Genomic DNA, 25,227 nt, shown 5'->3' on the forward strand with positions numbered 1-25,227 from the left:
ATAGCCTGCTGTGGGGAGGAATTGCCGCCAAGCATCTGCTGTTCGATATTTACAATGCAGCTTTTTGCTTATCAATAAGCCATCCATTTGATGACTCAAGTCTTTTTAATTTCTTCCAGGATACAGAAGCAGATATCTTGGTTCCATCAAGCATCCTGATATCGAATCTGCCTGATGTTCGTTTTCCAAAGATAAAACACTCTGTTTTCTGGTATCTGATCTTATCGAACAGCTGAAATCCCATAATGACCTTTGCGGACTGATTCAGTTTTCTGACGCCGCCTTTAGAAGGATTGAATTTATGAATCTGTCGATTATGACATCGCACTTTCCTGCTAAAAAAGACGGTTTGAGCGGGTCTTGCTTCTGGATGGCCTGCAATGCATCTGGCATCAACGTAGTGTTCTTTGGGAAGACCATGCCCAAGACGTTCTGCTTTGGTCAGATATCCGAATGTTTCTTCTACAGGAATGGGAGCAAATGCTGTCTGCGCTCTTTCCAGCAGAGTCTTTCGCATGATCCCCATAAAAGCCGCATCTGCAAATGAAGCCGGCTTAAGAATCTTATCTGGAAGTTTGATATTCCCTTTATGGTATTCCTGATGGCAGTGTTTGCAGAGCGTAACCAGATTTTCCGGACGGTTGCTGCCGCCATCTTTTCTTTGGTGAATGTGATGGACCTGCAGTTCCTTATCTTTGGATTCTCCTTTGCAGCACTGGCAAGTATATCCATCCCTAGACAGTACATAGTCTCTGACGTTGAGCCAGTCTTTCATTTCGCCATTCTGGTAATCTTTGCCTTCAGGAAGTTTTTGCCCTGCAAGCTGTGCTTTCAGTTTCTGTGTATCAAAAGAGGCTGCCTCGATCACGATCTTTGAGACCGGCAGAATCTTTGTCACTTTCCGGATGACATTTAAATGGCATGTAATCTTTTGCTCCACAGAAGGCGCCAGCCATCCTTTGTGTTTTGAATGCACCCGGTGGTTAAACCTTGGCTTTCGATATCTTGTCTTGCGGTTTCTTCTTGTTCTTCTCGTCTCTCTTCTTGCGGTCAGATTTTTGGATACATCGGTTCTCAACTTTGCATCTTCTGCATAGAGTTCTTTTGCGTCTGTACATGCAGACAATCCAATATGTTTAGATCCTGCATCGACGCCTAATGTGATCTGCTGAACCACATGAGTATCAGGTTCATATAAAAGCTGAATGGTAAAAGGAGTTCTCTTTACGACTTTAGCTTTCTTTGTTTTTAAGAGCCTGCGGACTTTTCCGCATCGTCTGGTCGGCATCAACGGATTGCCGTCAATGTCCAGAACATAGGTCAAAGCTTCCGGCATTACAGATGCCTCCTTTCTGTAAATAAACCAGCCCGAAGACTGTAAGGTGTCCTTCGCCAATGTTGTAAATGCTTTTTACGCTCAAACTCACCGCCTGTTACCCCGAACAGACTTTTAAAGCAGAGCCACAGAGCTTAAGACTAGAACGACATCTTAAAGGTGTGATGACATAAACAACGGAGTTCGTATCGTCCGAAGACAATATTCACCAAGGCTACTCACAGACAACAGCCGAAGCTGTCCTGTCAAGCAACAGGGGTGTATTTCAACCCCCATGGCTTGCCATGGGGTCAGTGAGTGCCAAACATTGCCAGATATCCAGATATCCAGAATGGCCCTGAAGCAGCCAAGGCTTTGGAGAATGGACTCAGGAAGAAATACTATCAATCGCCTGATGCAGCTTCTCGAACTGATACATGACGTCATAAAGATTCTGCCTTTCCGCCTCATCAAATCCAGCCTGAATAAAGAAGTCAGCCACCTGGTAGTGCTGCTGGCGGAAAAGCTGATTGATAAAGGAGAGACACTTACTGAAAAAGGTTTTCTTGCGACCTTTGACCAGTTCAAGAAGCACATCGATCCCCTTTTGAGAGTTTTTATTATCCCGGGCGCAGATCTTTCGCAAGGCAAGAAGTTCTTCTTCCTCATGCTTGTGATCTGCTTCTGGATTCAGCCGATATTGGCAATAGGGTCTAAAGATTGCATTACTTTCCGGATCAACAGGACAAATTGCTTCGCGCTGCGCGATCAGATCCAGGCATTCTTCAAATCGCCGCGTCATCAGCGCGCACCAGATTCGATTTTCAAGGATTCTCTCCTGCTCAATTGTCGGATCAATACTGAGAAGGGAAGTCTGCAGATCGCTCAGACTTTTTTCGGCCTGCATGTAGTTTCCCGTCAGCATAAAATAGATGGCTTCTAATTGATCGAGATTGAATAAGCGCCGATAGTTTTTATCTTTGATCAGTTCACTGCGGATAATGGGAATCAGCTGGTAGGCACGGGAGGTATCATATTGTTCATTGGCCAGTTTCAAATCCAGATATTTCACCAACGTAATGACCTGCGAATTGACAGGATCTGAGTAATCCGTCTGCATCTGTCTGATCAGAGAACCTGCAAGTTTGAGGTCCCGGAGGTAGAGTGCGTGATGAAGACGAATCAGTTTTGAAATGGAATTCAAGGGTGTTGGGAAATACTCATCTACAGCAGCGAGCAGTTCCAGTTTATGGTCCAGATCTGGATCGTTCCAGTCCGAATTTCCAGATGTTTCATGGCTGATCGCAATGAAACATCCAAGCAATACTCCATAGAAGCTACCATCATCAAAGCTGTCTGAATTCTTGTTGACAAGGGTTCGATACTCCTCTTCAATGGGAAGATTCGAAACAAAATCCATATAGTAATGGTTTTGAAAATACATTTGAATGGTTTTTGATAAAGACACGACTGCTTCATCATTCACCAGCACAAAGTCAGCATTTAGCTGTTTTAAAATATTCTGGATCATCTCATCTGAAATTCGTCGTTTCCCAAGTTCCATATCACAGAGAATACTCGCATTTGTGTTCAGAACCCTGGCCATATTCTCAAGACTCAGGCCTCGGTCAGTTCGTAACTGTCTGATCAGACAGCCTCGTAGTCTGTTTTTTGTCGGATCCAATTTCGATCACCACCTTAATTATTCGGTTTCTGTTTCAACGATGTCTTGAGCAGACCAGAAACAGAAGGTTTAACAAGATAAAACAATCAGCCGGCTGAATGAATCAGCGGGCCGAAACAACAATGGAATGGGACAATTCAAGACAATTCTGGCGCTCGATCAAGTGGCTGGGACGGCTGCCCAAAGCTTAAAGAAAATCAAGCGTAGAGTGAAAGACTGCCCGGACAGAAAAAGCGAGCCGGGACAGAAAAAGCTCGAGCACAGGAAGAGTATGAAACCTTTACTTCCAAAACCAGAATCTATTCAAAAGATTGAGCGTTATTTTCCCTCAACTGTCTGATGAAGCTTTTTGAACTGGTACATAATTTCAAACTGATTCTGACTTTCGGCTTCATCAAATCCGGCCTGAATAAAAAACTCTGCCAGCGGATAGTTTTGCTGGCGGATCAACTGGTTAATAAAGGAAAAGCATTTGCTGAAAAAAGTCTTCTTCCGGCCTTTTACAAGTTCAAAGAGGACATCCACAATTTTCTGGGCAGTTTTATCCTCGGTGCACTGTTTCCGGAAGGCCAGAAGTTCTTCTTCCTGGAGTTTGTGATCCGCCTCTCGATCCAGCCGATATTGACAATAGGCTTTGAAAACTGTGTTGCTTGACGAAGGAACAGAATATTCCGATTCACATTGTTCAATAAGATCCAGACATTCCTCATAACGACGAGTGACCAGAGTACACCAGATCCGATTATCAAGAATGGAATATCGGTGAATAGTCAGATGAAGACTTTTAAGGCCAGCCTGCAGATTGCGCAGATTCTGCTCGGCCTGGGTATAATTTCCGATTGTCATCAGATAGACTGCTTCTGCCTTATCGAGATTAAACATTCGCCGATAATTCTTATCTCTGGCCAGATCGTTCCGTATCAGCGGGATCAGCCGGTAGGCTCTGGATGGATCGCCTTCTAAATTTGCCAGTTTCAAATCCAGATATTTTACAAGGTTTGTGACCTGAGAACTCAATGGATCTGAATAGTCAGTCTGAATCTGCCTGATCAAAGAATGAGCTTTTTTAAAATCGCATTGCTCAACGGCATGCAGGAGGCAGACCAGTTTTGAAATGGAATCCAGAGGAGCAGGAAAATGTGAATCTACAGTTTGGAGCAGCTGGAGTTTGGTGTCCAGTTCTGGATCTTCCCATCCAGTTCTTGAAACGACTGATTCATAGCTGACAGTAATAAAACATCCCAGCAGAAGCAGATAAAAACAACGGTCATCCAGGCATCCATAGTTTTCGCTGCTCAATTTCTTGTACTGTTCTTCAATCGCAATATTAAGGCTAAAATTCATATAGTAAAAATTTTTAAAATAGAGTTGAATGGTTTCAATCAGGGATGAAACACTCCAATCATCAACCAGGGTAAAGTCAACGTTGACGGATTTTAGAATTGACTGGATATTCTTGTCGGAAATCCCGCGCCTGCCCAGTTCCATATCGCAGAGGATACTCGTATTCATTCCGGTATCCCGTGCCAGATTATCCAGACTGAGCCGATGCTGGGTTCGAATCCACCTGATCAGACATCCACGTAAGCTGTTTTTTGCTGAGTCCAAATCAAATCCCTCCTGCATTAGAAACAGAAATTTTCAAATGTCCCTTCAGCCATGGAAATTAAGTAAGAGAGGACTTAAAATCAAATTGGAAAAGGAGACATATAAAGAAAATAAAGATCAATGTATTGTTTATGAAACGAATTTTCTCTGTCGTCATCAGTTTACTTCTGACAATTGCAGCGGTTGGCGCAATCGATATAGAACCAAAATATTGCGAAATTCATGACACGTATGATTATTGCTGGAAACTGGCAGAAGGAAAGCAAGGACCAAATTCAAGCGATGACTGACCCTATGACAAACGAATCCCAGATATCAATAAGGCAGCCATCATTGGGCAGCATCTATTGACATCGGGGGTTGACAGGGTGCGCTGGTCAGTTTAACAGGCGCGACGCAACATCTGCATAGAATTTTAACCGCTCATCTAGAAAGATTTCGAAGTTTTATGGCGAAGCGCATGATCAATCGACTCTTTTTGGGTTCAGTATCCTCTGATGCTGGCTGTCACAGAAGACGGTCAGCATCTTTTTTTTTGCCAAGAAATAGTCTCATCTACTTATTGTACGAATATTTTACAAATAAAAAAGATTTCAAAAACAAAATGCATTTCTCTTTGCAAAAAGACGTATCCAGCCATTTCAGAAAGCAGGAAACAGCTTTTATATAATTTTTTGGCTTCTTCATCCAGGATGACTGGCGGATGCTTTGATCTGGTCATTGGTCATGAGCAGCCAAAAAATGGCTTTCTCTTATAAAAGCGAATTGTGGCAAGGCACAAAGACGAAATCAAAGAGAAAGCCGATTCATTCAATTAGAAAACCAATTGATTTTTATTTATTTAAAAATGAAGCATGGTGGACGAGAAGCCGCTCGTCCACCATGAAAAGGAAATGAAGGACCAAAGTCAGAACTGCATTTGGTGATTCGGACTGTTTTTACTGCTGGATAATTTTGTTTTGTTCCAGGTAGTTTTTGGGGGAAGTCCCATACTCCTTCATAAATGCCCGATAGAAGTTGGAGTAGTTGTTAAAACCAGCCTGTGAACTTGCTTCTGTAATATCTGTTCCAGTGAGCATCAGGGTTCTGGCTACTTCCAGCCGCTTTTTGATAACATACTGGTGCAAGGAAATGCCCATGTTGGCTTTAAACAGATGAGAGATGTAGTACTTGGAAACAAAGAACTTGTTGGCAAGATCATCCAGCGACAGATCTTCATCGAGATGAGCCAGGACATGGTTGGTCAGGTTTTCATAGAGGCTGGTTTCCTGAGAAGCCGGTACGGATTCAAGCTGGGCATGAACCAATTGATTCAGATACAAAAGCAGATCGGCCGCATCGATCTGTGACTGCAGGGCTGACCCAAAGGCTTTGCGGTAAAAGTTTTCCAGAATACGAATCAGCTTGGATTGCAGCATCAGAAAATCAATGGTGCTGACATGGAAGATGGCTGAACTGCCCATGTGCGTGAACATATAGTTAAAGGTGGAGTCGATCGAAGTAAGCTGATCCATCCTTTCTTTACTGATCCACCAGGTAAACCGTCTGTAGGGAATGTCATTATCAATCGGACTCAGAGAGTGCGGGGTGTTGGGTTTGATGACAACGATATCATTGGGCTTGAGAATGGTCTTCTGGTTATCGTGATTGTAGACCACGTTACCTTCCAGAAAAAAGAGAATCTCATAGCCAGTATGACGGTGAGGTTCAACGCGCTGAGGAGCGTCATCTTGATAATAATGGAGTTCAAAGTCCGGATATTCCATCGTCTGATTGCCAGACGAGAAGGGACTGATAAGTTTTTCTTTCACGTTCCTATCATAGCAAAAAATGCAAAGTAAAAATTCATGTGGAGCACAGAAATTTGAATTTTCCGGCAGTTGTTTCTCTTACAGGGATGAAATTACAATCCTGCATTTCTTTTAGAACGCAATGAGTCCAAATGTATAAGGTTGAAGATTCGATTGAGATGTTTGGCGTCGAGAGTGGTGAAAATGACGAACACTGGAAATTGCAGCATATAAAAAAGCGAGGCCGAAGCCTCGCTTTTCAAGTGATATTCAATTTGAAGGGCAGGCAGATTCTGGACAATTGATTCAGATCAATTGTCTGGAATCTGACTTTGATGAATTTTAAACAGCAGCGCTGCGTTTTTTCAGTTCGTCCTGCATAGCAGCCAGGTTTTTCTTGGACAGTGGGTACCAGAAAATCAGAATCAGAGCGACGAGCAGGTAGCAGACAGCTGGAACACCAGTGGAGATCGCATAAATTCCGTTCACTGTTTCCAGGGACTGAGTCACTGCAGCACCACCAACAGAAGACTGGTAACCGATCCATGTCAGAGCAAAACCACCAAGACCACCAGCAAATGCCTGACCCAGTTTACGTGCGAAAGAGTAAACACCGTATACGGTACCGCCATCGGAAGAACCAGTTTTTAAAGTCTGGTAGTCAATGATGTCGGAGATGAATGCCCATCCCATCAGATTCGTCATACCAGAACCAAGGTTGGCCAGCAGTAAGAGGGCAAGGAAAGCATAAGCATTTTTAATCTTCAGGATGAAGAGCAGGCCATACACCACCGAAGAGAACAGTAAGCCACAGGAAGCAGCTTCTTTTTTACCGAAACGTTTTGTGATCGTACCCGCAAATGGAGCCAGAATCAGAGTGCATCCAGTCATCATCAGACCAGCCAGAGACATGGCATTAATGTTATTGAAGTAATCCTGGTACAGGTACATGTTCATGGATCCTGCCAGCATGGAAGAAAGTAGCAGCAGGATGGCAGCGACAACGTAGCTGAGCAGAGCACGGTTTGTGAACAGGGATTTCACCAGTTCACCAGTAGACTGCTGTTTCTGTGAAGAACGGTCAATTTCAATTCGTTCGTGAGACCATTTGTAGCATAAGGTATAGCAGATTAAAGCCAGGACAGCGAAGATGCAGGCAACCAGGAATACACGGCCGCCATCCATCACGCTCTGACCGGCAGCATCTTTGATATAGATAATCTGTGGAGTTAAAGATCCAACAAGAGTACCGGCAAAAGCCGCACCTAAAGAGCGGAAGGTGGACAGGGAAGCACGGTGAACAGGGTCATCCGTGATTACAGAAGCCATCGATCCATAAGGGATGTTGATGGAGGTATACATGAAAGAACCCCACAGAATGTATGTAACGAATACATAAACAATTCGGGCAGCCATTGGCAGATGAGCAATCCAGGGAACGAATAACAGTACGCCGGAGCATACAACCGGGATCATCATTCGTTTAATCCAGACGCGATAACGGCCATCCGCATGGGCAGCAGCCCGGTCAACGATACGGCCCATGCCGACATCGGTAAAGGCATCCACACAACGGGATGCAAGGAACAGGGTACCAACGATTGCCCCAGGAATTCCCAGAACGTTGGTGTAGAAGATGGTCAGAAAGGAACTGGCCATAATAAAGAAGAAGTCGTTTCCAAAGTCACCGAACATGTAGCCCAGTTTATCTTTCATTCCGAAAGGCTTATGAACAACCCCTGCCTGTGTGTTTGTTTTAGACATTAGTTTTCTCCTCAATCGATAATTTTCTTTCTTTTTATTTTTGGTTTCGTTGGAATCCAGCCTGAAACCAGGCAGGACGCAACAGAATTTATAGTGCTTAAATACATTAGCGTAGCTTTAAAAAACACTAGATAAGGCCATAAACAAGCTGCTCAAAAAAGAGCAGCTGTCTGTGGTCTGCAATGACTATCCAGAGGCTGAGGGAGTGAGTACCCGAAGCGGATAGCATTGCAAAGAAATTGCGATAAAACGAATTACCTGGTGATTACTGAATCACGAATAGATTACTTCTTAACTTTCTGAAGCTCTGCATTCATGTAATTGACCTTCTTGTCAATCAAAGCCTGTTTTTCAGGAGTAATGACTTCTCCACTAAAACCGCCCATCATTGCTAACAGATCAGTCACTTTCTTGGTGCCAAACATTTTGAGCATTGTGACCTTCATAGGCATGTTGGACAGGGAACTCAGTCCATTGGCAAGAATTTCAGTGGATGCTTCGTTATCAAGCAGAGTGTCGATCGTATCCTCCAGGGAATAGAAGTCTGGGTTGATTTCAGTAACAGTTTCTACTTCATCCAGATCCAGGGTGTCAAACCAGTTGGTTACAGCACCGCCATCTGGATCTACAAAGATGTAGCTTTCTTCTGGCTGGTCAACTTTTTCGAAGATGACTTCATCCGTCATGTTTCCGGCTTTGACAGTGAACTTGTTTTCACCCTCTGTTAAAGCAACATCTTTGAAGACAACTACTTTTTGAGCGGGTAAAGCTGCGATCACTGCACCATCTTTCATCAGGGCTACTTCGCCTTCGAGGTTTGTGTATACCTTGATTTCAATGGTATCGGTCGCACGTTTTCTGAAACGTTTGGACGTGATGTGCAGAACTGGCTGATCTGTCCAGTAAGCCTGGTAGATGTAGAACGCATCTTTTTTGGTTTTGCGGTCGAAAGTGACCAGCCCCTTGTTATTACGGCCTTTTACGCCGCCTTCATCACGGGTATCTACACCGAAGTCAAACATGTTCCATACATGAGTTGCCCATAACCAAGGACGTTCGTCGATGATTCTGGCCATGTGTTCATGGTAGGCAGCCTGATACTCTTCGGAATAGTCACCACGGTGAGGATTGTCACCATGGTAAGTGATAATGCCTTCGCATCCGTATTCAGAAAGACCAAGAGCACGGTCAGGATATTCTTCATGGAATTTATCAACCCATGCTTCGTTACCAGTGAATTCGCCGCCATACCAGCCAAAGTAATGGTTATAGGAGAGAATGTCTGTCAGCTGGTTGTGCGGAGAAGTTTTTGGCAGCATGGAAACCTGAGCCATGGTGGTCAAACGAGTTTTGTCCATTTCATGAACAAGATCGTTGAGACCGTTTAACTGACGGAGCAGTTCATCGGATTCACCAGCGATGGTGATTTCGTTGGAAATTCCCCAGGTTACGATCGATGGGTGGTTATAGTTCTGAACGATGAGTTCTTTCATCTGTTCTTTTGCGTTTTCTTCGGCTTCTGGGCCAGCAATCATTGCAGAAATCATTGGGATTTCAGCCCAGAGAACAAAACCGAGCTCATCGCACAGATCATAGAAATCCTGAGCATGCTGGTAGTGAGCAAGACGGATGGTGTTGGCACCGAGTTCTTTGATCAGACGGGCATCTTCAAGATGGTCTTCGAAATCCAGAGCGTTCCCTTTGCCCAGACGGTCCTGGTGGCGGGAAACACCGCGCAATGGAGTCAGAACACCATTGAGGAAGAAACCTTTCTGAGGATCAACATAGAATTCACGAACGCCAATGCGAATAGAAACTTCATCAACGGTCTCGTTGTTTTCTAACAGAGAGCATTCAACGGTGTACAGATAAGGATCTTTGACACCGTTCCAGAGATGTACATTTTCAATGGTCAGGGTCAGTGTATTTTCTTCTTGAGCAGGAACGGTTGTTTGTGCCACAACGTTTCCGTCAGCATCCAGAACTTTAACTTCCAGACGGCTGATTTCCTTTGGATTGGTGATGTAAGCTTTCACGTTTACATCCGCATCGCTGCCGTGAATGTTGGTATCGATTGCGATTCCATTTCCACCGTAGAAATCCAGGTCGAAGTGGCTTGGTTCGACAACCAGCAGGTTCACATTGCGGTAAAGACCACCGTAGAAGGTGAAGTCAGCTGTCTGGGGGTAGATGTGATTGGTAGAGTTGTCAACTTCGGCTACGATTACGTTAGCTTCGCCAAAACCTGTATTGAGCAGATCTGTGATGTCGAAACGGAAAGTAGAGTAGCCGCCTTCGTGACGACCAGCGAGTTTACCATTGACATAGACGTTGGCTGCCGAGTTGGCTCCTTCGAATTCAAGATAAACACGGGAGTCGGCTTTTCTTTCGAAAGCAGGAAGTTCTTTTGTGTAGTAGAAGGTTTCGCGGGCGTAGTCTGCACCACCATCCTGGCCATCGAATTTATTCCAGGTGTGAGGCAGATCAACAACAACAGAAGCTTCAGGAGCGACAGAGTAGTTTTCAGGTTTTACCTGGGAGAACTGCCATCCATCGTTGAAATTAAATGTTTCTCTCATGTGGGTTCCTTTCTTTTGGATCATCGCGGCTGACGATCAGTGAAAGTGAAGGCTTACAGCTGATGTCGCCGATGATGTCATCGAATTTGATCATGTGTTTCAGAATCTGATTTCGCTCTGAAAACTTACCCTGTGATGATACCGTTGAAAACGCTTGCTAACGATTGCCAGAATTGCTTGAAAGATTGCGTTTTTTGTGCTTTGTTAAAATTTTGATAAATCACAAACCGCCATATTCCACAGTCTCCCACATCCTCTATCAGAATTACCCGATCTGTGGGAAAATAAGGGAGATTGGGAGAGTTGCTCTGGAGGGGATTCAGAACAGAATCCAATTTTCAAGGTTGCACAAACTTCAGAACTGATTGCATATCTTGAGGTGATTCAATCTGTAATCGTTTTAGAGCCATTCAAACGATGAAATAAACCAGCCTTAAATGAACAAAACGGGAATGATTTGGTGTATGTAATTTTACAACTTGTTAAAATCGGATTTTAGAACTGTTCAAGCCGTCAGAAGCCGCGATGAATCGCGGTAAGAAGGCAAATAGAAAGATAGATCGGCTTAGATCACAGAATGCATTTTGATAAAAATGTACAGCTAGATTTACATTTTTACAGACGGAAAATGGAAAAATGACTGAAAACGGTTGCACGAAGGAGAAAAGGTGTGATTGGGAAAAGCTTAGATTCAAAAAGCGAGATGAGATTCAAAAAGATGATGAAGGAAAGTGAATGCAGCTGCAGGGAGATCGAGGCTGGTCTGTATTGGCATTTCTTGCCCTGATATGGACTCAAATCTTCATGGTAAACAGGCGTGGAAAGGATCTCAAGAAAATTGCTGCGTTCAATGAAGCAAAATTCTTATTTTGTTTGAGTCCCTGAATTGTGAAATCGGTCTGGATGGAAAAAATTAAAGTAAGATCAAGGAAGAAAGAGAATTTTGCGATTGAACCAATCATAAGAAACGGAGAATGAATAATTATGGCAAATAATCAAAAGAAGTTTTATCCGGACGAAAAGACATTCATGGAAGCTCTGAAGTTTTTGAATGAGCAGCTCCATTCAGATACTGAACTTGCCCGGATTTACAAAGAACAGGGACCCGATGCGGTCGTCAGGAAGATTATGTCAGAACTGGAGATATTGGGGAATCCATTTTATGATGACCCTGAAGCAGATCTGGCAGTTAACAAAGAAATGAACCAGACCATACCGGTTGATGATGGCTTCCGATCAGAAAAAAGCACTCAGCCTTCACAGATCGATTCGCCAGCCATGGAAAACAAAATTCCAATGGCGAAGTCGGATGTCGGTTCATCGGGCTTTGATCTCGAGAAGTGGGACAAAGAATGCACGGAATTTGAGAAGCAGATGATGGTCGGACAAAGAAATGGTCAGACGACAGTCAATAGAATGACGAAGCCAGAATACCAGCAGTTTTTTAACGGATTTTAACAGCTTCTTCTATATGCAAAGGGCGAGCAAACAGCCAGTATTCTCCAAACTCTGGTCGATCGCTACATTTTTAGCGATGAAAAAATGGATTTACGCGAACTCAAAAAGTATCTTGACTCTCTGGAGCAGTATCCGAATATGCGGGAAAGCTATTTACGGATTTTAACAGAAAGTGCGTCAAACCTATAAAAAAGGGGTGAGAGAAGCCTAAGTGTTTCTCCCGCCCCTGATTTTGTCAGTAGCTGCACTTTTCGTCGCTTTTGTACAAAAAATTATGTTTGGATGAATTGTTCTGATCTGTAAGTGCTGATTTTCTTCTCTGAATACAGTCAGCCAGTTTCTGACTGGTCTGAAAGCAGAAATTTTGAAGTCGGTGTTTCCCGAACATAGAGTAATAATCCTTAAGGTATGGTGTAAAAACTATGATCCTTTCATGGATCAATCCAGATGGCCAGCTCATTGTCTGTCACTGGCGAGTTTGGTGCGTTTGATTGTCCAGGAAGATTGTCAATTGTTTTTATAGAGGGGAGAGGGTGCGCAAACACAAAAAAATGAGGCCGAAGCCTCATTTGAAAGTTTGATTCAAAATTGGGTAGTGCAGATCAGAGATTACTTTTCGTTTCTCTTTTTCAGTTCTGCCTGCATTTCATCAATTTTCTTCTTGGACAGTGGATACCAGAAGATCATGATCAGAGCGATCAGGATGTAACCAACGGCTGGAACACCAGTTGTGATGCCGTAGATACCATCCAGAGTTGCCTGAGTCTGAGTAACGACCTGGCCAGCCACAGAAGATTGGTAACCGATCCAAGTCAGAGCGAAACCGCCAAGACCACCGGCAAGAGCCTGACCCAGTTTACGGGCGAAGGAGTAAACACCATATACCGTACCACCATCGGAAGAACCAGTTTTTAATGTCTGGTAGTCAATGATATCAGAGATGAATGCCCAGCACATCAGGTTGAACAGACCGGAACCCATGTTTGCAACAACTAAGAAGCAAAGATAGATCCAGGCGTTTTTAATCTTTAAGAAGAACATCAGGCCATAAACAGCACCAGCAACCAGTAAAGCAAACGCAGAAGCTTCTTTTTTACCGAAACGTTTTGTGATCGTGCCAGCAAATGGAGCCAGAATGAGGGTGCATCCAGTACCAAGCAGACCGGCAATAGACATGGCGTTGATGTTATTGAAGTAGTCCTGATAGAGGTACATATTCATGGACTGGGTTAACAGCATGGACAGCAGCAGCAAAATCGCAGCGACGATGAAGCTGACCAGAGCGCGGTTTGTAAACAGGGAAGAAATCAGTTCTCCAGCAGTCTGTTTTTTCTGGTTGGTTGTTTCAATGACAATTCGTTCAGTAGACCAGCTGTAGCACAGGTAGTAGCAGATCAGAGCGAGAACCGCAAAGACACAGGCAACCATAAAGACACGTGTGCCATCCATAACGTTCTGACCAGCCGCATCTTTGACGTAGATGATCTGTGGGGTTAAAGAACCAACGATGACACCGGCAAAAGCAGCGCCTAAAGAACGGAAGGTAGACAGAGCAGATCTGTGAACAGGGTCATCAGTGATTACAGAAGCCATCGATCCGTAAGGGATATTGATAGACGTATACATGAAAGAACCCCATAAAATATAGGTGACGAACACGTAAACAATGCGGATGGTCATCGGCAGGTTTGCTACCCATGGTACGAACAGCAGAACGCCGGAACATACAACGGGGATCATCATTCGCTTGATCCACACACGGTAACGTCCATCTGCGTGAGCGACCGCACGGTCAACAATACGGCCCATACCAATATCGGTGAAGGCGTCGACGCATCGAGCCACAAGGAACAGAGTTCCGACAAGAGCACCTGGAATTCCCAATACGTTTGTATAGAAAACTGTCAGGAAGGAGCTTGCCATAATGAAGAAGAAGTCGTTACCAAAGTCACCGAACATATAGCCCAGTTTATCTTTCAGGCCGAAAGGCTTTAAAACAACTTCTGTCTTATATTCATTTTTATTCGACATTTGTTTATTCCTCTCAATAACAATTCTTGGTTGGTTGTACAACGCTCATTTGAAACTGCAAAGAGCAATGGATCGACACTTGCAGCAAAGGCAGGGTCGAAATTGTATAAGTACACACGCAGAACAATTCAACAGCTGTCCGAAGACGGCTATTTCTATCAGGAATGAGCGTTCTGCAGTTCTCATTCCATTCACATCTTTTCTCTTTTCAGAAATACATTCGAACGGTCGAATTCCAGAAAATCCAGTCACTTCGATTTTTTTTAAGTTCAGGATGCAGAGAATTGTGCAGGTGCTGCTGAGGGCAGCCTGCTATTCGAAAGTAAATTCTTCACGCCTGGCGCTTCAAAGACAGCAAACAAGTCCAGAAGGATCTTTCAGAAAAGGAAGAGTCCGCCCGCAAAGCAGAAAATTTACCTGACAGATCTGTTTTCTCATTCTGGAAATTGAGACTGTCTCAGAATAAGGGGTAACCACAGCCAAATCTTTTGGACAATGGAGAAGATTTCTGGGTTTGGCTCAGGGAAGGCTATCCCTCATTGAAATTCAAGTAATCTCTCATTGGCTGACGTTCCTTTCTGTTCATCAGAACTGAGATGGCTCATATTCAGGATCCTTAGTGGTTTTATACGTTTGAATCCCATGGAAATATGCACATGGATTCAAGCCGGGGAAAGTCTATGAAGTTAACTTACACTTTGATGATAAAGGTGAAAGCGTTTGTGTGCGATTGACAGACTTGTTCTTAAGATTGCATATTTTGCACATTGTTAGAAATTGGATAAATCACAATGATCCAGATTGGAGAATCCACCAGTTCCAGAGTTTTTGTAGGAACCCTGAATGATACGAATTGCCAATAAACTTACGTTTTGGATACCCAAAACAACAAGATTGGAATGGCAATCTATAAGTCGGGGAGCAAAAACAACGCACGACTTCTGGATGAAGTACGGTTTCATTATAGGATATGAATAAAAAACAATCTTGTCACATACATCACGCAAATAATGTTGAAAATATCTGTAATAGAATAGGTTTACATCCTTATTTATATGGCTTTAAAGAATGGTTTCCGGGCGGTATCATAAAGAAAGCCAAGGGGACTGCTTCTGGAACTGTTTTTGCAGGCGTCTGGTGAGTTGTGATATATTGCGCTTTCGATTGCAAGAGTTGATGAGTGTGATTTTTTTGTAGGCGATTTCAGAAATCATTCTATACAATGATGTCGGTATGAATATGAAATTCCCCGCTGATCAAAAAGTGCGAGTCACCATCATCACATTTTACAGTATGGTGATTTCGAATTGCGCAGTTGCGATCGGGGCAGGAGAGGACAACAATGAAAAAAGCAAGTGAACAGTTTCAAACGTTTAAAAACGAAAACGGGCCTGTCATCACTACAGTGGATGTTCCTGTAATTGAACAGGACGGCCTGTATTTTAAGGATATTGATGGTTCCGGTATTTTAAAGGAATTCTCCGACTGGAGACTGCCAGCAGAGCAGCGTGCAAAGGCGCTTGTCAAAGACATGAGCACGGATGAAAAAATTGGCCAGCTTTTCGTGACCAGTCGTAACCCCTATACGACTGCAGTCAACCCAATGATGGCAACCTTGAAAAAAGAAGGTGTCAATACAGAGGACACTCCAAAAGAAAATCTGAAAGACGAAACCGGTCTGCTCGATGAAAACGTTCTGGAAAATGTCAGCATTTTCGCTGGCTACACCATTCCAGGCACAACGGATGCGATCAATCGCGACAAGATGAGAAACTTCATCCTGCGTACGAACCCAGATCCAGAAAATCTGACTGACTGGCTCAATCAGCTGCAGAAAACGGCCGAAGCAGATGAACATTTTATCCCTGTTCTAGTGACAACCAACTCCCGTAACGAAAACGGTAAAGTCGTATTCGGTATGAACGACTCCGTTGGTACCTTCCCAACATGGCCAGGCACTCTGGGAATTGCGGCAGCCATCCAGGGTACCGGTAACATCAATATTGCCAAAGACTTCGGGGATGCCATCCGTCGTGAATGGGATGCCGCGGGTCTGAAAAAAGGCTACATGTATATGGCTGATGTCGTCACTGACCCAAGATGGCAGCGTATTTACGGAACCTTCGGTGAAAGTCCTGAACTGATCTCCGAAATCTTTGATGTTCTGGTTCCAGCTGTCCAGGGCAGCGATGAAGGGGTAACGGCAGACGGTGTTGCCCTGACTGTCAAACACTGGCCAGGCGGCGGCGCCCGTGAAAACGGTTTTGACCCACACTACAAAGAAGGCCAGTGGAACGTTTACGCGACAGAAGATTCTTTAACGGACTACCATACAAAAGGCTTCATTCCGGCGATCGCTCACAATGCTGCCAGCATCATGCCTTACTATGCAAAACCTTCTAAAGAAAAATCTGCCCGCCAGCACGGCCTGGATGGCAAAGAAATTACCTGGCAGCCAGTGGGCTTTGCCTTCAACCAGTACATGATCCAGGATCTGCTGCGTGACCAGTTCGGATTCAAAGGCTACATCAACTCTGACTCCGGCATCATCGATAATATGGGCTGGGGAGTTGAAGCACTCGATCGTCCAGAACGAATCGCTTTAGCCATCAACAATGGTGTAGATATGATCTCTGAATCCTATGGAGCAGACTATGCCCGTGAAGCCCTCGCAAGACGGACGAATGGCTACTACGATACCCACCCAATTCCAGAAGGGTATACGCTCGAACAGATTACGCTTGATGACGAAGCCATCAGTCGTGCTGCTCTGCGGACCCTGACTGAAAAATTCGCACTGGGTATGTTCGAAAACCCATACCGTGATGCTAAGAATTCTGAAATGGTGATCACACACGGAAACGATTGGGAAACTGCGATGCAGGTTCACCGTGAATCCGTTGTTCTGCTCAAAAACCAGCAGGTTCTGCCATTAACGGAAACAGCGGGCAAAAAGTTCTACATCCAGGGCTTTGACCAGACCGAAGAAGCAGGCAAGAAATGGACAGAAGCTCTTGTTGCTGAACTGAAAGAACGGGATGTTACTGTTGTTGAAGACTACAAAGAGGCGGATATTGCCATTGTGATGGTTTCTCCAGAATCCGGTAACTACTTCACCGCAACAAAAGGTCTGCTTGAAATTGATCTTTGTGAAAACAAAGTCGTTGCGGACTATTCCGAAGAAGGTCTGCCATTAGAAACTACCCACACGGAAACAACCGTTGCCGGTATTGGCCAGATCAAAGAAATTGTCAAAGATCTCCACGCCCGTGGCGGTAAAGTGATCGGCACCATCAACATCACGATGCCTTGGATGCTTGGCAACCTCGAGCCAGAATGCGATGCTCTGCTGGCTGGATTCAATACCTTCACTGCTGCCTTCTTCGATGTGATCTTTGGTAAATTTGCTCCAGTTGGTGCTCTGCCAATGACGCTGCCAAAGAACGACGAAGTTGTTGCTGTAAACGCTGAAGGAATCTGCGTAACTCCAAATGATCTGCCTGGATATAAGAAAGATGAATATCTGCCAGAAGCCCTCAAAGACGAAAATGGTAAAGGCTACGCGTATAAAGATGCAGACGGCAACTACTACGAATTTGGCTACGGCATGAAATTCTAGTCTGTCTGCTGACTGTCAATTTTTTGTTAAGCTTTAAATAGGCTTTATATACGCTTTAATTATGCTGATCTCGAAAGAAGAAATTCCTTCGAGATCAGCATTTTTCTTTTGAGGCGGTTTTGTGAAGCGGCATTTTTCTGGTTTATTGCCCTTTGCCAAAGCAGAACGGCTGGCGTCATGGTCATTGAATTGCTGAGGACAGAAAAAACACCTGGAATATCCGATATAATGACGAGAATGTAAGAAATCCTAAAATCTGCCGCAATATTTTGAAATAGGGATGGTAGATTAGTTTTATCGGGTGAAAAGCTGCCGAGGCTGTCTGTTTTGCAGCCTGATCCCTGACAGAAATCAGTTTTGTCTAAAGCAGGTTTAAAAATGATTCTTCATAGAGACAACTTGAGCAGGTTGATGTCTTTATTTTGGTCAATGACCCCACCCAAACTGCATAGCAATTTGGATGGGGTATCCTTGCCTATCATATGAAGCAAGAGAAAAATAGAACATTGGAGAAATTGAAAACATGAGGAAAATACCCCGGATAACCGAAAAGGAAAGCCAGACTGGCCCTCTGGATCCCAAATCAGATCCGAACCCATTCAAGCCGAAACGAAAAAAACGGGCGTGTAGGGCAGCAGCCATCTGCGCTGTTGCGACCCTTGGTTCTGTCTTTTCGATGGATATGAATCTGGAAGCAAACGAAGGGGGTTCTCCTTCTGAACAGACGATTCTTGATGAAGAATATGGTCTGGTTGAGTTTGATCAGGAAAATGAGGAAATCTGTGAAGCTGAACCGATTGCCGGCAGACTGGCCAGAGACTACTCCGTTCACCAGCTCAAAGGCTTGCAGGTAGATCTGCAAGCCCAAAAAGAAGATCTGATCGCAAAAGGAAACTGGAATCCTGCCGAGTCTGAACCGGCGAGGATTCAGTCTTTGCTGGATGAAATTGAAAAGAGTCTGCCGCTGATGGAATGTTCATCCGTCTATATGGTTTACAATCCAAATTCCGGAGAGCATTTGTATACGACAAATGACGAGGAGCGGTCAAAACTGGTCAGCCTTGGCTGGAGTGACGAAGGCATCTGTTTTGGAACTCCGGTAAGAGAAGGGGTGCCGGTTTATCGGCTCTATCTTAAAGCAAGCGGTGAACATCTGTATTCGACCAACATGGGCGAAATTCAGATTCTGGAAAGCAATGGCTGGAAAAATGAGGGCGCAAAATTTATGGCCAGCTCTCTGAATGCCATTCCGGTGACCAGGCTGCTGAATCCAAATACTTCGCTGCACCATTTCACCAGTGATGAAGGTGAAATTGAAGCCCTTGTAAAACTCGGCTGGATCAAAGAACACCAGGCATTTTCAGTGGTTCATTCTGTCAGCATTGAACCAGAAACAATCAATGGGATCACGGGCTATGCGGCTTACAACTCCATCGATCAGAAACTGACGGGTCTGCAAAAGCTGAGAACTGGTACTTATTATTTTGACCCGGATCAGGAGGGATGGATGGTCACTGGCTTTAAAACACTGCCCGACGTCAGCGGGCAGCTGCAGGCCTTCTGGTTTCGGGAGAATGGAAAAATGGCTTATGGCGAAGTTGAATTTGACGACGGCTGGCGCTATTTTGATAAGAAAACCGGCGTTATGATCTGCAATGATTTTGTCAAACTGACCAATCCGAAACGGACCTGCTATTTTGATGAAAATGGGCTTCGAGTGAGCGGTAAGAAAATGATCAATGGAAAAAGCTATCTCTTTGACGAGAAAACAGGAGCAATGAAAATGGATCTCGATCAGATTCTGGATCAGGCAGTTGCTTATATCAAGAAGCACAAAAAAGAGGGGGAAGACTATTCGCTGGCCATCCGGGTGCCGGCCCTGGGCCAGAAAGTGAGCTGGAATGACCATTCCCAGCAGTCAGCCAGTGTCATGAAACTGTTTGTCATGGGTGCGATTTTTGAAAAGTATGAGGATTACTGCAGCCGTTATGGAAAGTCTTATATCGATAGTTCTCTAAATTCCATGATTACCTGGTCGGATAATGAGGCCTGGAAAAATCTGGTGGCCAATCTTGGTAATGGTTCGTATGCCCAGGGCTGCGAAAACCTGAATCAGTGGAACAAAGCACATGGCTATCCCGAAACGTCGATGCAGCCGGCAGCCTATCAGAACTTTACCAGCGTGCTGGATGCCAGCAAGATTCTTGAGGACATCGATCAGAGCAAACTCAAACACTCTGCCGAGATGAAAAAACTGATCCAGGGACAGTCCGTAAAGGGAAGACTGCTCAACGGTATTCCACAAGGGATCAGCACTGGAAACAAACCGGGCTGGCTGGACGACACCCAGAATGATTCCCTCATTGTCTGGGATAAAAAAGGCACGTATGTCCTGACTTTCCTTTCCACCAGCCTTCAGGACAATAGCAACGCCCAACGAATCATGGGTGAAGTATCACGCATGGTTTATGAGTGGATGCAGGACAACCTGTACCAATAGATACAGACTGAATTCAGTCTGATTTTGACCTCGATGATTCATCGAGGCTTTTTCCGTTTTGTCCAGATTTGATTCGCTCAAGTGGGCAAATAGAGTCTGCCATGAAAAAAGCCTGCCAGACAGGCAGACTTGAATGGGTTTTGAAAGCAGAAATTCAGGGATTTAAATTTGCGGCCCAGGAAAATGGCTGAAAGTCCAGTCTTTATCCGGTTGTCATCCGTTATTTATCCAGCCATTCTGGTATTTATCCAGCCATTCTGGTATTTATCCAGTCATTCTGGTTTAAAGCTGGTCCAGCGTCCAAAGAGGCCGCAGGGCAGAAGCGCATGTTCTCTGGTAATTGGAAGCAGTGTCTCTCCAACTTCAACATATCCGCCAAACTGACGGCCTACAGTTCTTTCTAAGGTCTGTTTGAGAGTCGTCAGTGGAAAGCCTGTGGTGTACAGGTTGACCAGAAAGAACAGGGCATTGTCACTGAGCAGGTCTTTGGCCTGGTTAATCAGTTCGAAGATATTGTCTTCCAGCTTCCAGACTTCACCATTCGGACCTCGGCCATAGGAAGGCGGATCCATAATAATGCCGTCATATTTACGGCCGCGCCGTTTTTCACGGGCGATAAATTTCATGACATCGTCCACCAGAAAGCGAATCTTTTTGTCTTCCAGATGGTTGAGTTCCATATTTTCTTTCGCCCAGGCATTGATGCCTTTGGACGCATCCAGATGGACGACTTCATCAGCCCCTGCTTTAGCAGCAGCCATCGTTGCACCACCCGTATAGGCAAACAGATTCAAAATTCTCACCGGCCGCTCTGGATGGTCGGCTTTGGCCTGACGGATGGTATTCATGATGAAATCCCAGTTGGCAGCCTGTTCGGGAAACAGGCCGGTATGTTTAAAGCCAGTTGGCGAAATTTTAAAGCGAAGATCTTTGTAGCCGATAGTCCAGAATTCCTTGATCGGCTTTTTATATTCCCAGCTGCCACCGCCTTTACTTGAACGGTGGTAAACAGCGTGGGCTTTTTTCCAGTCGGATTCGTCATCGATCGGCCATAAGGCAACAGGATCTGGCCGGCGCAGAATGACATCATTCCAGCGCTCCAATTTTTCCTTGTTACCGGCATCGAGGACTTCGTAATCCTTCCAGTCGGATGCAATCTGATTCATGTACGCTCACCTCTGCTACCAGTATAGACGATCAAAGGCCGCCAAACTGGAACAAAGCCGATCAAACCTGATGGGCCGGCGTAATCAACTGTCCTTGAATGATTTTTTTTTTCGGCTCTGTGGCACAATGTCATTTAGCTAGAAAAATATGACTTTAAACTTTGTCTCAAAATTGAAGACAAAGTGAATGATCGAGACTGAATCCGGTCCTCATCCATTCATATGCACCAAATAAGCACAAAATATATTGATTAATCTGGATGTATTCGTCCAAATAGGTGCACTAAAAACAACTCTTTGATAAGAGCTGCTTTTAAGAAATTAACAAGCACATAACATTCGTTAAATGCGCGTATAACGCACTTATCGGTAAGTGAACCATATCAAACGATTGGGATGGAGATTTCGTTTGAAGCTCCTCTCTGGTCGAACAGGTAGTTTTTCTCTGAGCAGCTCCTCAGTCAGAGCCTGAAACTCCGCTTTTGTAATTTGACGAATCGTTCGATTCTTCGTCCACTTCGGGGTGAACGTGTTCCTGATAGCCCGTATCGCCTTAGTTGTATTGATTTGGTATTCATAAGTTGTCTGATTCTCTTCTTTGTTATCTGATTGAGATGATTCAAGAACACACTTTTTGATCTCGGAAACCAGATTGTAGAAGATAAGGGATGAATAAATCTCCTGAATGATGTATTCTGCTTTTATCGAGTGGATACGTTTCATTCCTATTCCATATTTAAGCCAGGAGAAACTCTGCTCGATTCGCCACCTTAGGTGGTAAATAAATCCAAGAGCCTCCGGAGGAAATTCTGCTTCATCCAGATTGGTAATCAGTCCTTCCCAGACGTTGTCGCCAATCTCGATAGCTACCACCCTGCAGTCAAAATCAATAAATTCAGATTCTTGGTCAATCTGTCTCATTGATTTTTTGACCAGGTATTTCATCTGGGGGTTTTCTTTTTCCCCTTTTCTTTGGTGGTGGGTAAGAATGCGGCTGATCTGCTGGTCTTCTGTATGGTCAAGCTCTGTATAAGTCAGGCAGCTATACTCTCGTTCTTTCATACGTATGAGGTATTTGTGCCCTAAGGATTCAATAAGCTTACATAATGGGTAAGAGAAATACCCTCTGTCCATGACAAAGAGAAATGTCTCGCCAGGATAAGCTTCATGAATCTCCTTGACCATTTTCATAGCAGCGCCCCGTTCGTCTTTGGACCTCTGGTCTTGAGTGACGATGGCTAAAAATTTGTCATTAAGTACGTCATAGGCTGCGTTAACGTGAATACCGGCCCGGATAATGTTTTCCTTGTTCTTGGTATAAATGATGTAGTCAGGTTCATCTTCATTTGGCGCAACAGGTTCATTGGTTCCGTCAAAAGCGATTACCCTGTGTTCTTTATATTTTTTATCCATGGAATAAAGTGCCAATGTGGTTTTGTGCAGTGCTGAAAATACGCTGACTGGAGTTTTGGTTTTTGTCTGAACAAGTGCTGAAGCAGATGGTCTTACACTGCCCATGCCGAAATAGTTCATGGACAAATCGGAGAGTGTTGCCCCATTCCCGATAATGGATGTATTCAGGAAATGGAACAAGTTTATTTTTGATGATCGATAATGACTGCGTGAGAAAGCTCCTGTTTCAGAAGCAAGAATCTTCTCCTGTTTGTAGGCAAATTCCTCAAGGGATTTCATGAATTTTTGATAAATCACCGACGGCGAAGTAACTTTAGTTGCCATATTTTCCTCCTTATAAAGTTATGTTTTCAACGTGATAAGGATTAAATTAGATAATTATGGAGCTATTGTCAAAGTTAATTTTCGTTAAACCAGAAAACATAAAATCCACCATCTGTACACGGATGGTGGACAAAAACTAAGCTAAATGACATTGCTCTGTGGCATGAAAGAAACTTCATGACTTGGAAGCCAGATGCCGGAATGAAAAAGGTGAATGGATAGGCTTTGTTTTCAATGTAGAAGAGAAGAGAGCAATGCAGGGCGAATGCAGCGAAGAGAGGATGAAGAGAGGATAATGAGAATGCAAATCAAATCCAGAAGAACAGCTGGAATTAATTTGTGCAAGGGGAGTTGTGGAGAGGGGATAGAAGAGTTGTGGGGAAGGGACAGAAGATGGAAAAAGAATTTCCAATTCTGTCCGGTTCATCTGAACAGATAATTTGAGAAATCAGCATAAAATTGAAATGGTCAGGTTTCTGGAGGCTCGGAAACCAAGACAGTTTCGCGAAAATACGCAATCCAAATCCAGGATATCTCAAAAATCGAAAAGACAGAAAGCAGGATCAGGCGATTCAAAGCTTAAAGAAATTCATCAGACAAACCAGAAGGATGAAAACTGAACTTAGAGGTTTTGATTGTCATGAGCAGGTTTGATGAATTTTTTTTCATTCAGGCAAGGATAAGTCATCTGTAAATGGAGGCAGTCCTTTTTGAAATGCGCGGGCAATCTTGCCCGTTGACATAAAGAGAAATGAAATAATAAAGATGTCCTGAAAAGAATAGAAAGGATACACTGCCATGTTTGTACAGTTAATCTGTAAAGATCGTACTCAGGCTCAGATGGATGAGCTTTATGAAGTTTTAGGTGCCCTTGCTGCCAGAGAAGGGGTACAGATTGAAGACCGCGGCCATGATGTAGAAATTCTGGTCTGCCCACAGGGTAAAATTGTCGCGATCGAAGAAGGCAAAGACATGATTCTTTCGGCCAATACCCGTCAGGGCGGCCCCGGATTCCATGCATTTGTGGTGGATCTGTTCAAAGACATTCAGGAAGAAATTCCGGGTGACTATGAAATGATCGATGATACGGAATATGACAAGGACGGAGACTTTGACCGCCTGGTTTCACTTTACGAAAATGAGCTTGACTATGTACGCAAGATGATTCTCGAAGATCCCCAGTTCCGTAATAAGAACTATATGTTTGATGAAACCTACTATCTGCCAAAAGCAGAGAAAGGCAAAGTTTTAACCGCCACCGGTGACATGGATGAAGATGAATTTAAAACCAAGAACCTTTCTGATCTGATGGACCATTTCTATGTCTGGAACAACTGGGATCGGGATGCCCGGTTCTATCGCAATGCAGCCTTAACCCTGCTTGCCAAAGAAGGCTATGGTCAGTTTTCCAAGATGAATGACCAGACCGAAAAAATTGCAGACGAAATCTGCGATGATCTCGAAATTGCCTTCCGGATGGATCCGTCGCTTCCATTACCTTTAAAGGCATACGATGAGTTATGCAAAACTTTAGGTCGTGAAAACAAATTAGAAGGTGCAATCGGAATGGACCGGGAAGCTGTTCAATATCGGACACGCGAAGTCTACCATGTTTTTGAAGATGCGAAGGTTGTCGCTCCGGGTACTGCTGAGAGAAGCTATGACCCCGCTACACAGTCCGTTTTCCTGATGGCCCCCTATAGTGAAGATGAAGAGTGGAACTGGCTGATTCAGGCTTCCAAGCAGCCTTCCATTCTTCCGGATCTGGAAGCAGTCCAAGCCGTTGAACCGATTCATGAAGAAGACGGCCGTGTGATCTGGCTGGATGAATACGAACAGGATGGAATCCGTTATCTGGATGCCATTATCCGTGATGATGAACGCTACCTGTATCTGCATGTGCTTTGCAAGAGCATTGCCGAACAGAGCTATCTTCGCTCCTGTATTTTACAGTCTGGCTTTTATGCCTGATTTTA

At 44.2% G+C, this 25,227-nt stretch carries 13 protein-coding genes; 4 read left to right on the top strand and 9 right to left on the bottom strand.

From position 1 onward, the window contains the following. Positions 1 to 49: 49 nt before the first annotated feature. From iscB to U4956_RS11770, 6 genes are all read right to left on the bottom strand, one after another. Positions 50 to 1,336, bottom strand: a complete 1,287-nt coding sequence (gene iscB, locus U4956_RS11745) for an RNA-guided endonuclease IscB (protein ID WP_323090879.1) — start codon at positions 1,334 to 1,336, stop codon at positions 50 to 52. A gap of 367 nt (positions 1,337 to 1,703) precedes the next feature. Continuing rightward, positions 1,704 to 2,846 (bottom strand): hypothetical protein, encoded by a 1,143-nt coding sequence (locus U4956_RS11750; protein ID WP_323090880.1) that lies wholly within the window; start codon positions 2,844 to 2,846, stop codon positions 1,704 to 1,706. Positions 2,847 to 3,317: 471 nt separating this feature from the next. Further along, positions 3,318 to 4,607, bottom strand: a complete 1,290-nt coding sequence (locus U4956_RS11755) for a helix-turn-helix transcriptional regulator (protein ID WP_323090881.1) — start codon at positions 4,605 to 4,607, stop codon at positions 3,318 to 3,320. A gap of 938 nt (positions 4,608 to 5,545) precedes the next feature. After that, complete coding sequence (locus tag U4956_RS11760; RefSeq protein WP_323090882.1) at positions 5,546 to 6,418, bottom strand: helix-turn-helix transcriptional regulator; 873 nt, start codon at positions 6,416 to 6,418, stop codon at positions 5,546 to 5,548. A gap of 321 nt (positions 6,419 to 6,739) precedes the next feature. Beyond that, positions 6,740 to 8,161 carry a glycoside-pentoside-hexuronide (GPH):cation symporter gene (locus U4956_RS11765; RefSeq protein WP_323090883.1) on the bottom strand — a complete coding sequence of 474 codons (1,422 nt, stop codon included), beginning with the start codon at positions 8,159 to 8,161 and terminating at the stop codon, positions 6,740 to 6,742. Positions 8,162 to 8,445: 284 nt separating this feature from the next. Beyond that, a complete protein-coding gene (locus U4956_RS11770) occupies positions 8,446 to 10,740 on the bottom strand; it encodes a glycoside hydrolase family 2 protein (RefSeq protein ID WP_323090884.1) in 2,295 nt (764 codons plus the stop codon). Positions 10,741 to 11,724: 984 nt separating this feature from the next. Between U4956_RS11770 and U4956_RS11775 the strand changes: the two genes are divergently transcribed. Next, on the top strand, positions 11,725 to 12,198 hold the full coding sequence (locus tag U4956_RS11775) for a hypothetical protein (protein WP_323090886.1): 474 nt from the start codon (positions 11,725 to 11,727) through the stop codon (positions 12,196 to 12,198). 609 nt (positions 12,199 to 12,807) lie between these two features. Here the strand turns inward: U4956_RS11775 and U4956_RS11780 are convergent. Further along, positions 12,808 to 14,229, bottom strand: a complete 1,422-nt coding sequence (locus U4956_RS11780) for a glycoside-pentoside-hexuronide (GPH):cation symporter (protein WP_323090887.1) — start codon at positions 14,227 to 14,229, stop codon at positions 12,808 to 12,810. A 1,342-nt stretch (positions 14,230 to 15,571) separates the two neighbouring features. Here U4956_RS11780 and U4956_RS11785 point away from each other — a divergent pair. Both U4956_RS11785 and U4956_RS11790 read left to right on the top strand, forming a co-directional pair. Continuing rightward, a complete protein-coding gene (locus tag U4956_RS11785; protein ID WP_323090888.1) occupies positions 15,572 to 17,848 on the top strand; it encodes a glycoside hydrolase family 3 protein in 2,277 nt (758 codons plus the stop codon). A gap of 523 nt (positions 17,849 to 18,371) precedes the next feature. After that, on the top strand, positions 18,372 to 20,348 hold the full coding sequence (locus U4956_RS11790) for a serine hydrolase (RefSeq protein ID WP_323090889.1): 1,977 nt from the start codon (positions 18,372 to 18,374) through the stop codon (positions 20,346 to 20,348). A 272-nt stretch (positions 20,349 to 20,620) separates the two neighbouring features. Here U4956_RS11790 and U4956_RS11795 read toward each other — a convergent pair whose 3' ends face one another. Both U4956_RS11795 and U4956_RS11800 read right to left on the bottom strand, forming a co-directional pair. Continuing rightward, entirely contained in the window at positions 20,621 to 21,514 is an 894-nt protein-coding gene (locus U4956_RS11795; protein WP_323090890.1) for a class I SAM-dependent methyltransferase, read from the bottom strand. Between the two features lie 363 nt (positions 21,515 to 21,877). Then, positions 21,878 to 23,251 (bottom strand): IS4 family transposase, encoded by a 1,374-nt coding sequence (locus U4956_RS11800; protein ID WP_323088465.1) that lies wholly within the window; start codon positions 23,249 to 23,251, stop codon positions 21,878 to 21,880. 798 nt (positions 23,252 to 24,049) lie between these two features. On the opposite strand from U4956_RS11800, the gene U4956_RS11805 reads away from it, so the two are divergent. Next, entirely contained in the window at positions 24,050 to 25,222 is a 1,173-nt protein-coding gene (locus tag U4956_RS11805; RefSeq protein WP_323090891.1) for a hypothetical protein, read from the top strand. Positions 25,223 to 25,227: the final 5 nt, after the last annotated feature.

The sequence above is a fragment of the Allobaculum sp. JKK-2023 genome (genome assembly GCF_034745455.1).
In the GTDB taxonomy this organism is placed as follows: domain Bacteria; phylum Bacillota_I; class Bacilli_A; order Erysipelotrichales; family Erysipelotrichaceae; genus Allobaculum.

Bases quoted from the DNA above. Each gene is read 5' to 3' on its own strand.
- U4956_RS11800 (WP_323088465.1), bottom strand. From the start codon at position 23,251: ATGGCAACTAAAGTTACTTCGCCGTCGGTGATTTATCAAAAATTCATG.
- U4956_RS11790 (WP_323090889.1), top strand. From the start codon at position 18,372: ATGAGGAAAATACCCCGGATAACCGAAAAGGAAAGCCAGACTGGCCCT.
- U4956_RS11750 (WP_323090880.1), bottom strand. From the start codon at position 2,846: ATGATCCAGAATATTTTAAAACAGCTAAATGCTGACTTTGTGCTGGTG.
- iscB (WP_323090879.1), bottom strand. From the start codon at position 1,336: ATGCCGGAAGCTTTGACCTATGTTCTGGACATTGACGGCAATCCGTTG.
- U4956_RS11795 (WP_323090890.1), bottom strand. From the start codon at position 21,514: ATGAATCAGATTGCATCCGACTGGAAGGATTACGAAGTCCTCGATGCC.
- U4956_RS11765 (WP_323090883.1), bottom strand. From the start codon at position 8,161: ATGTCTAAAACAAACACACAGGCAGGGGTTGTTCATAAGCCTTTCGGA.
- U4956_RS11770 (WP_323090884.1), bottom strand. From the start codon at position 10,740: ATGAGAGAAACATTTAATTTCAACGATGGATGGCAGTTCTCCCAGGTA.
- U4956_RS11785 (WP_323090888.1), top strand. From the start codon at position 15,572: ATGAAAAAAGCAAGTGAACAGTTTCAAACGTTTAAAAACGAAAACGGG.
- U4956_RS11780 (WP_323090887.1), bottom strand. From the start codon at position 14,229: ATGTCGAATAAAAATGAATATAAGACAGAAGTTGTTTTAAAGCCTTTC.
- U4956_RS11805 (WP_323090891.1), top strand. From the start codon at position 24,050: ATGTTTGTACAGTTAATCTGTAAAGATCGTACTCAGGCTCAGATGGAT.
- U4956_RS11775 (WP_323090886.1), top strand. From the start codon at position 11,725: ATGGCAAATAATCAAAAGAAGTTTTATCCGGACGAAAAGACATTCATG.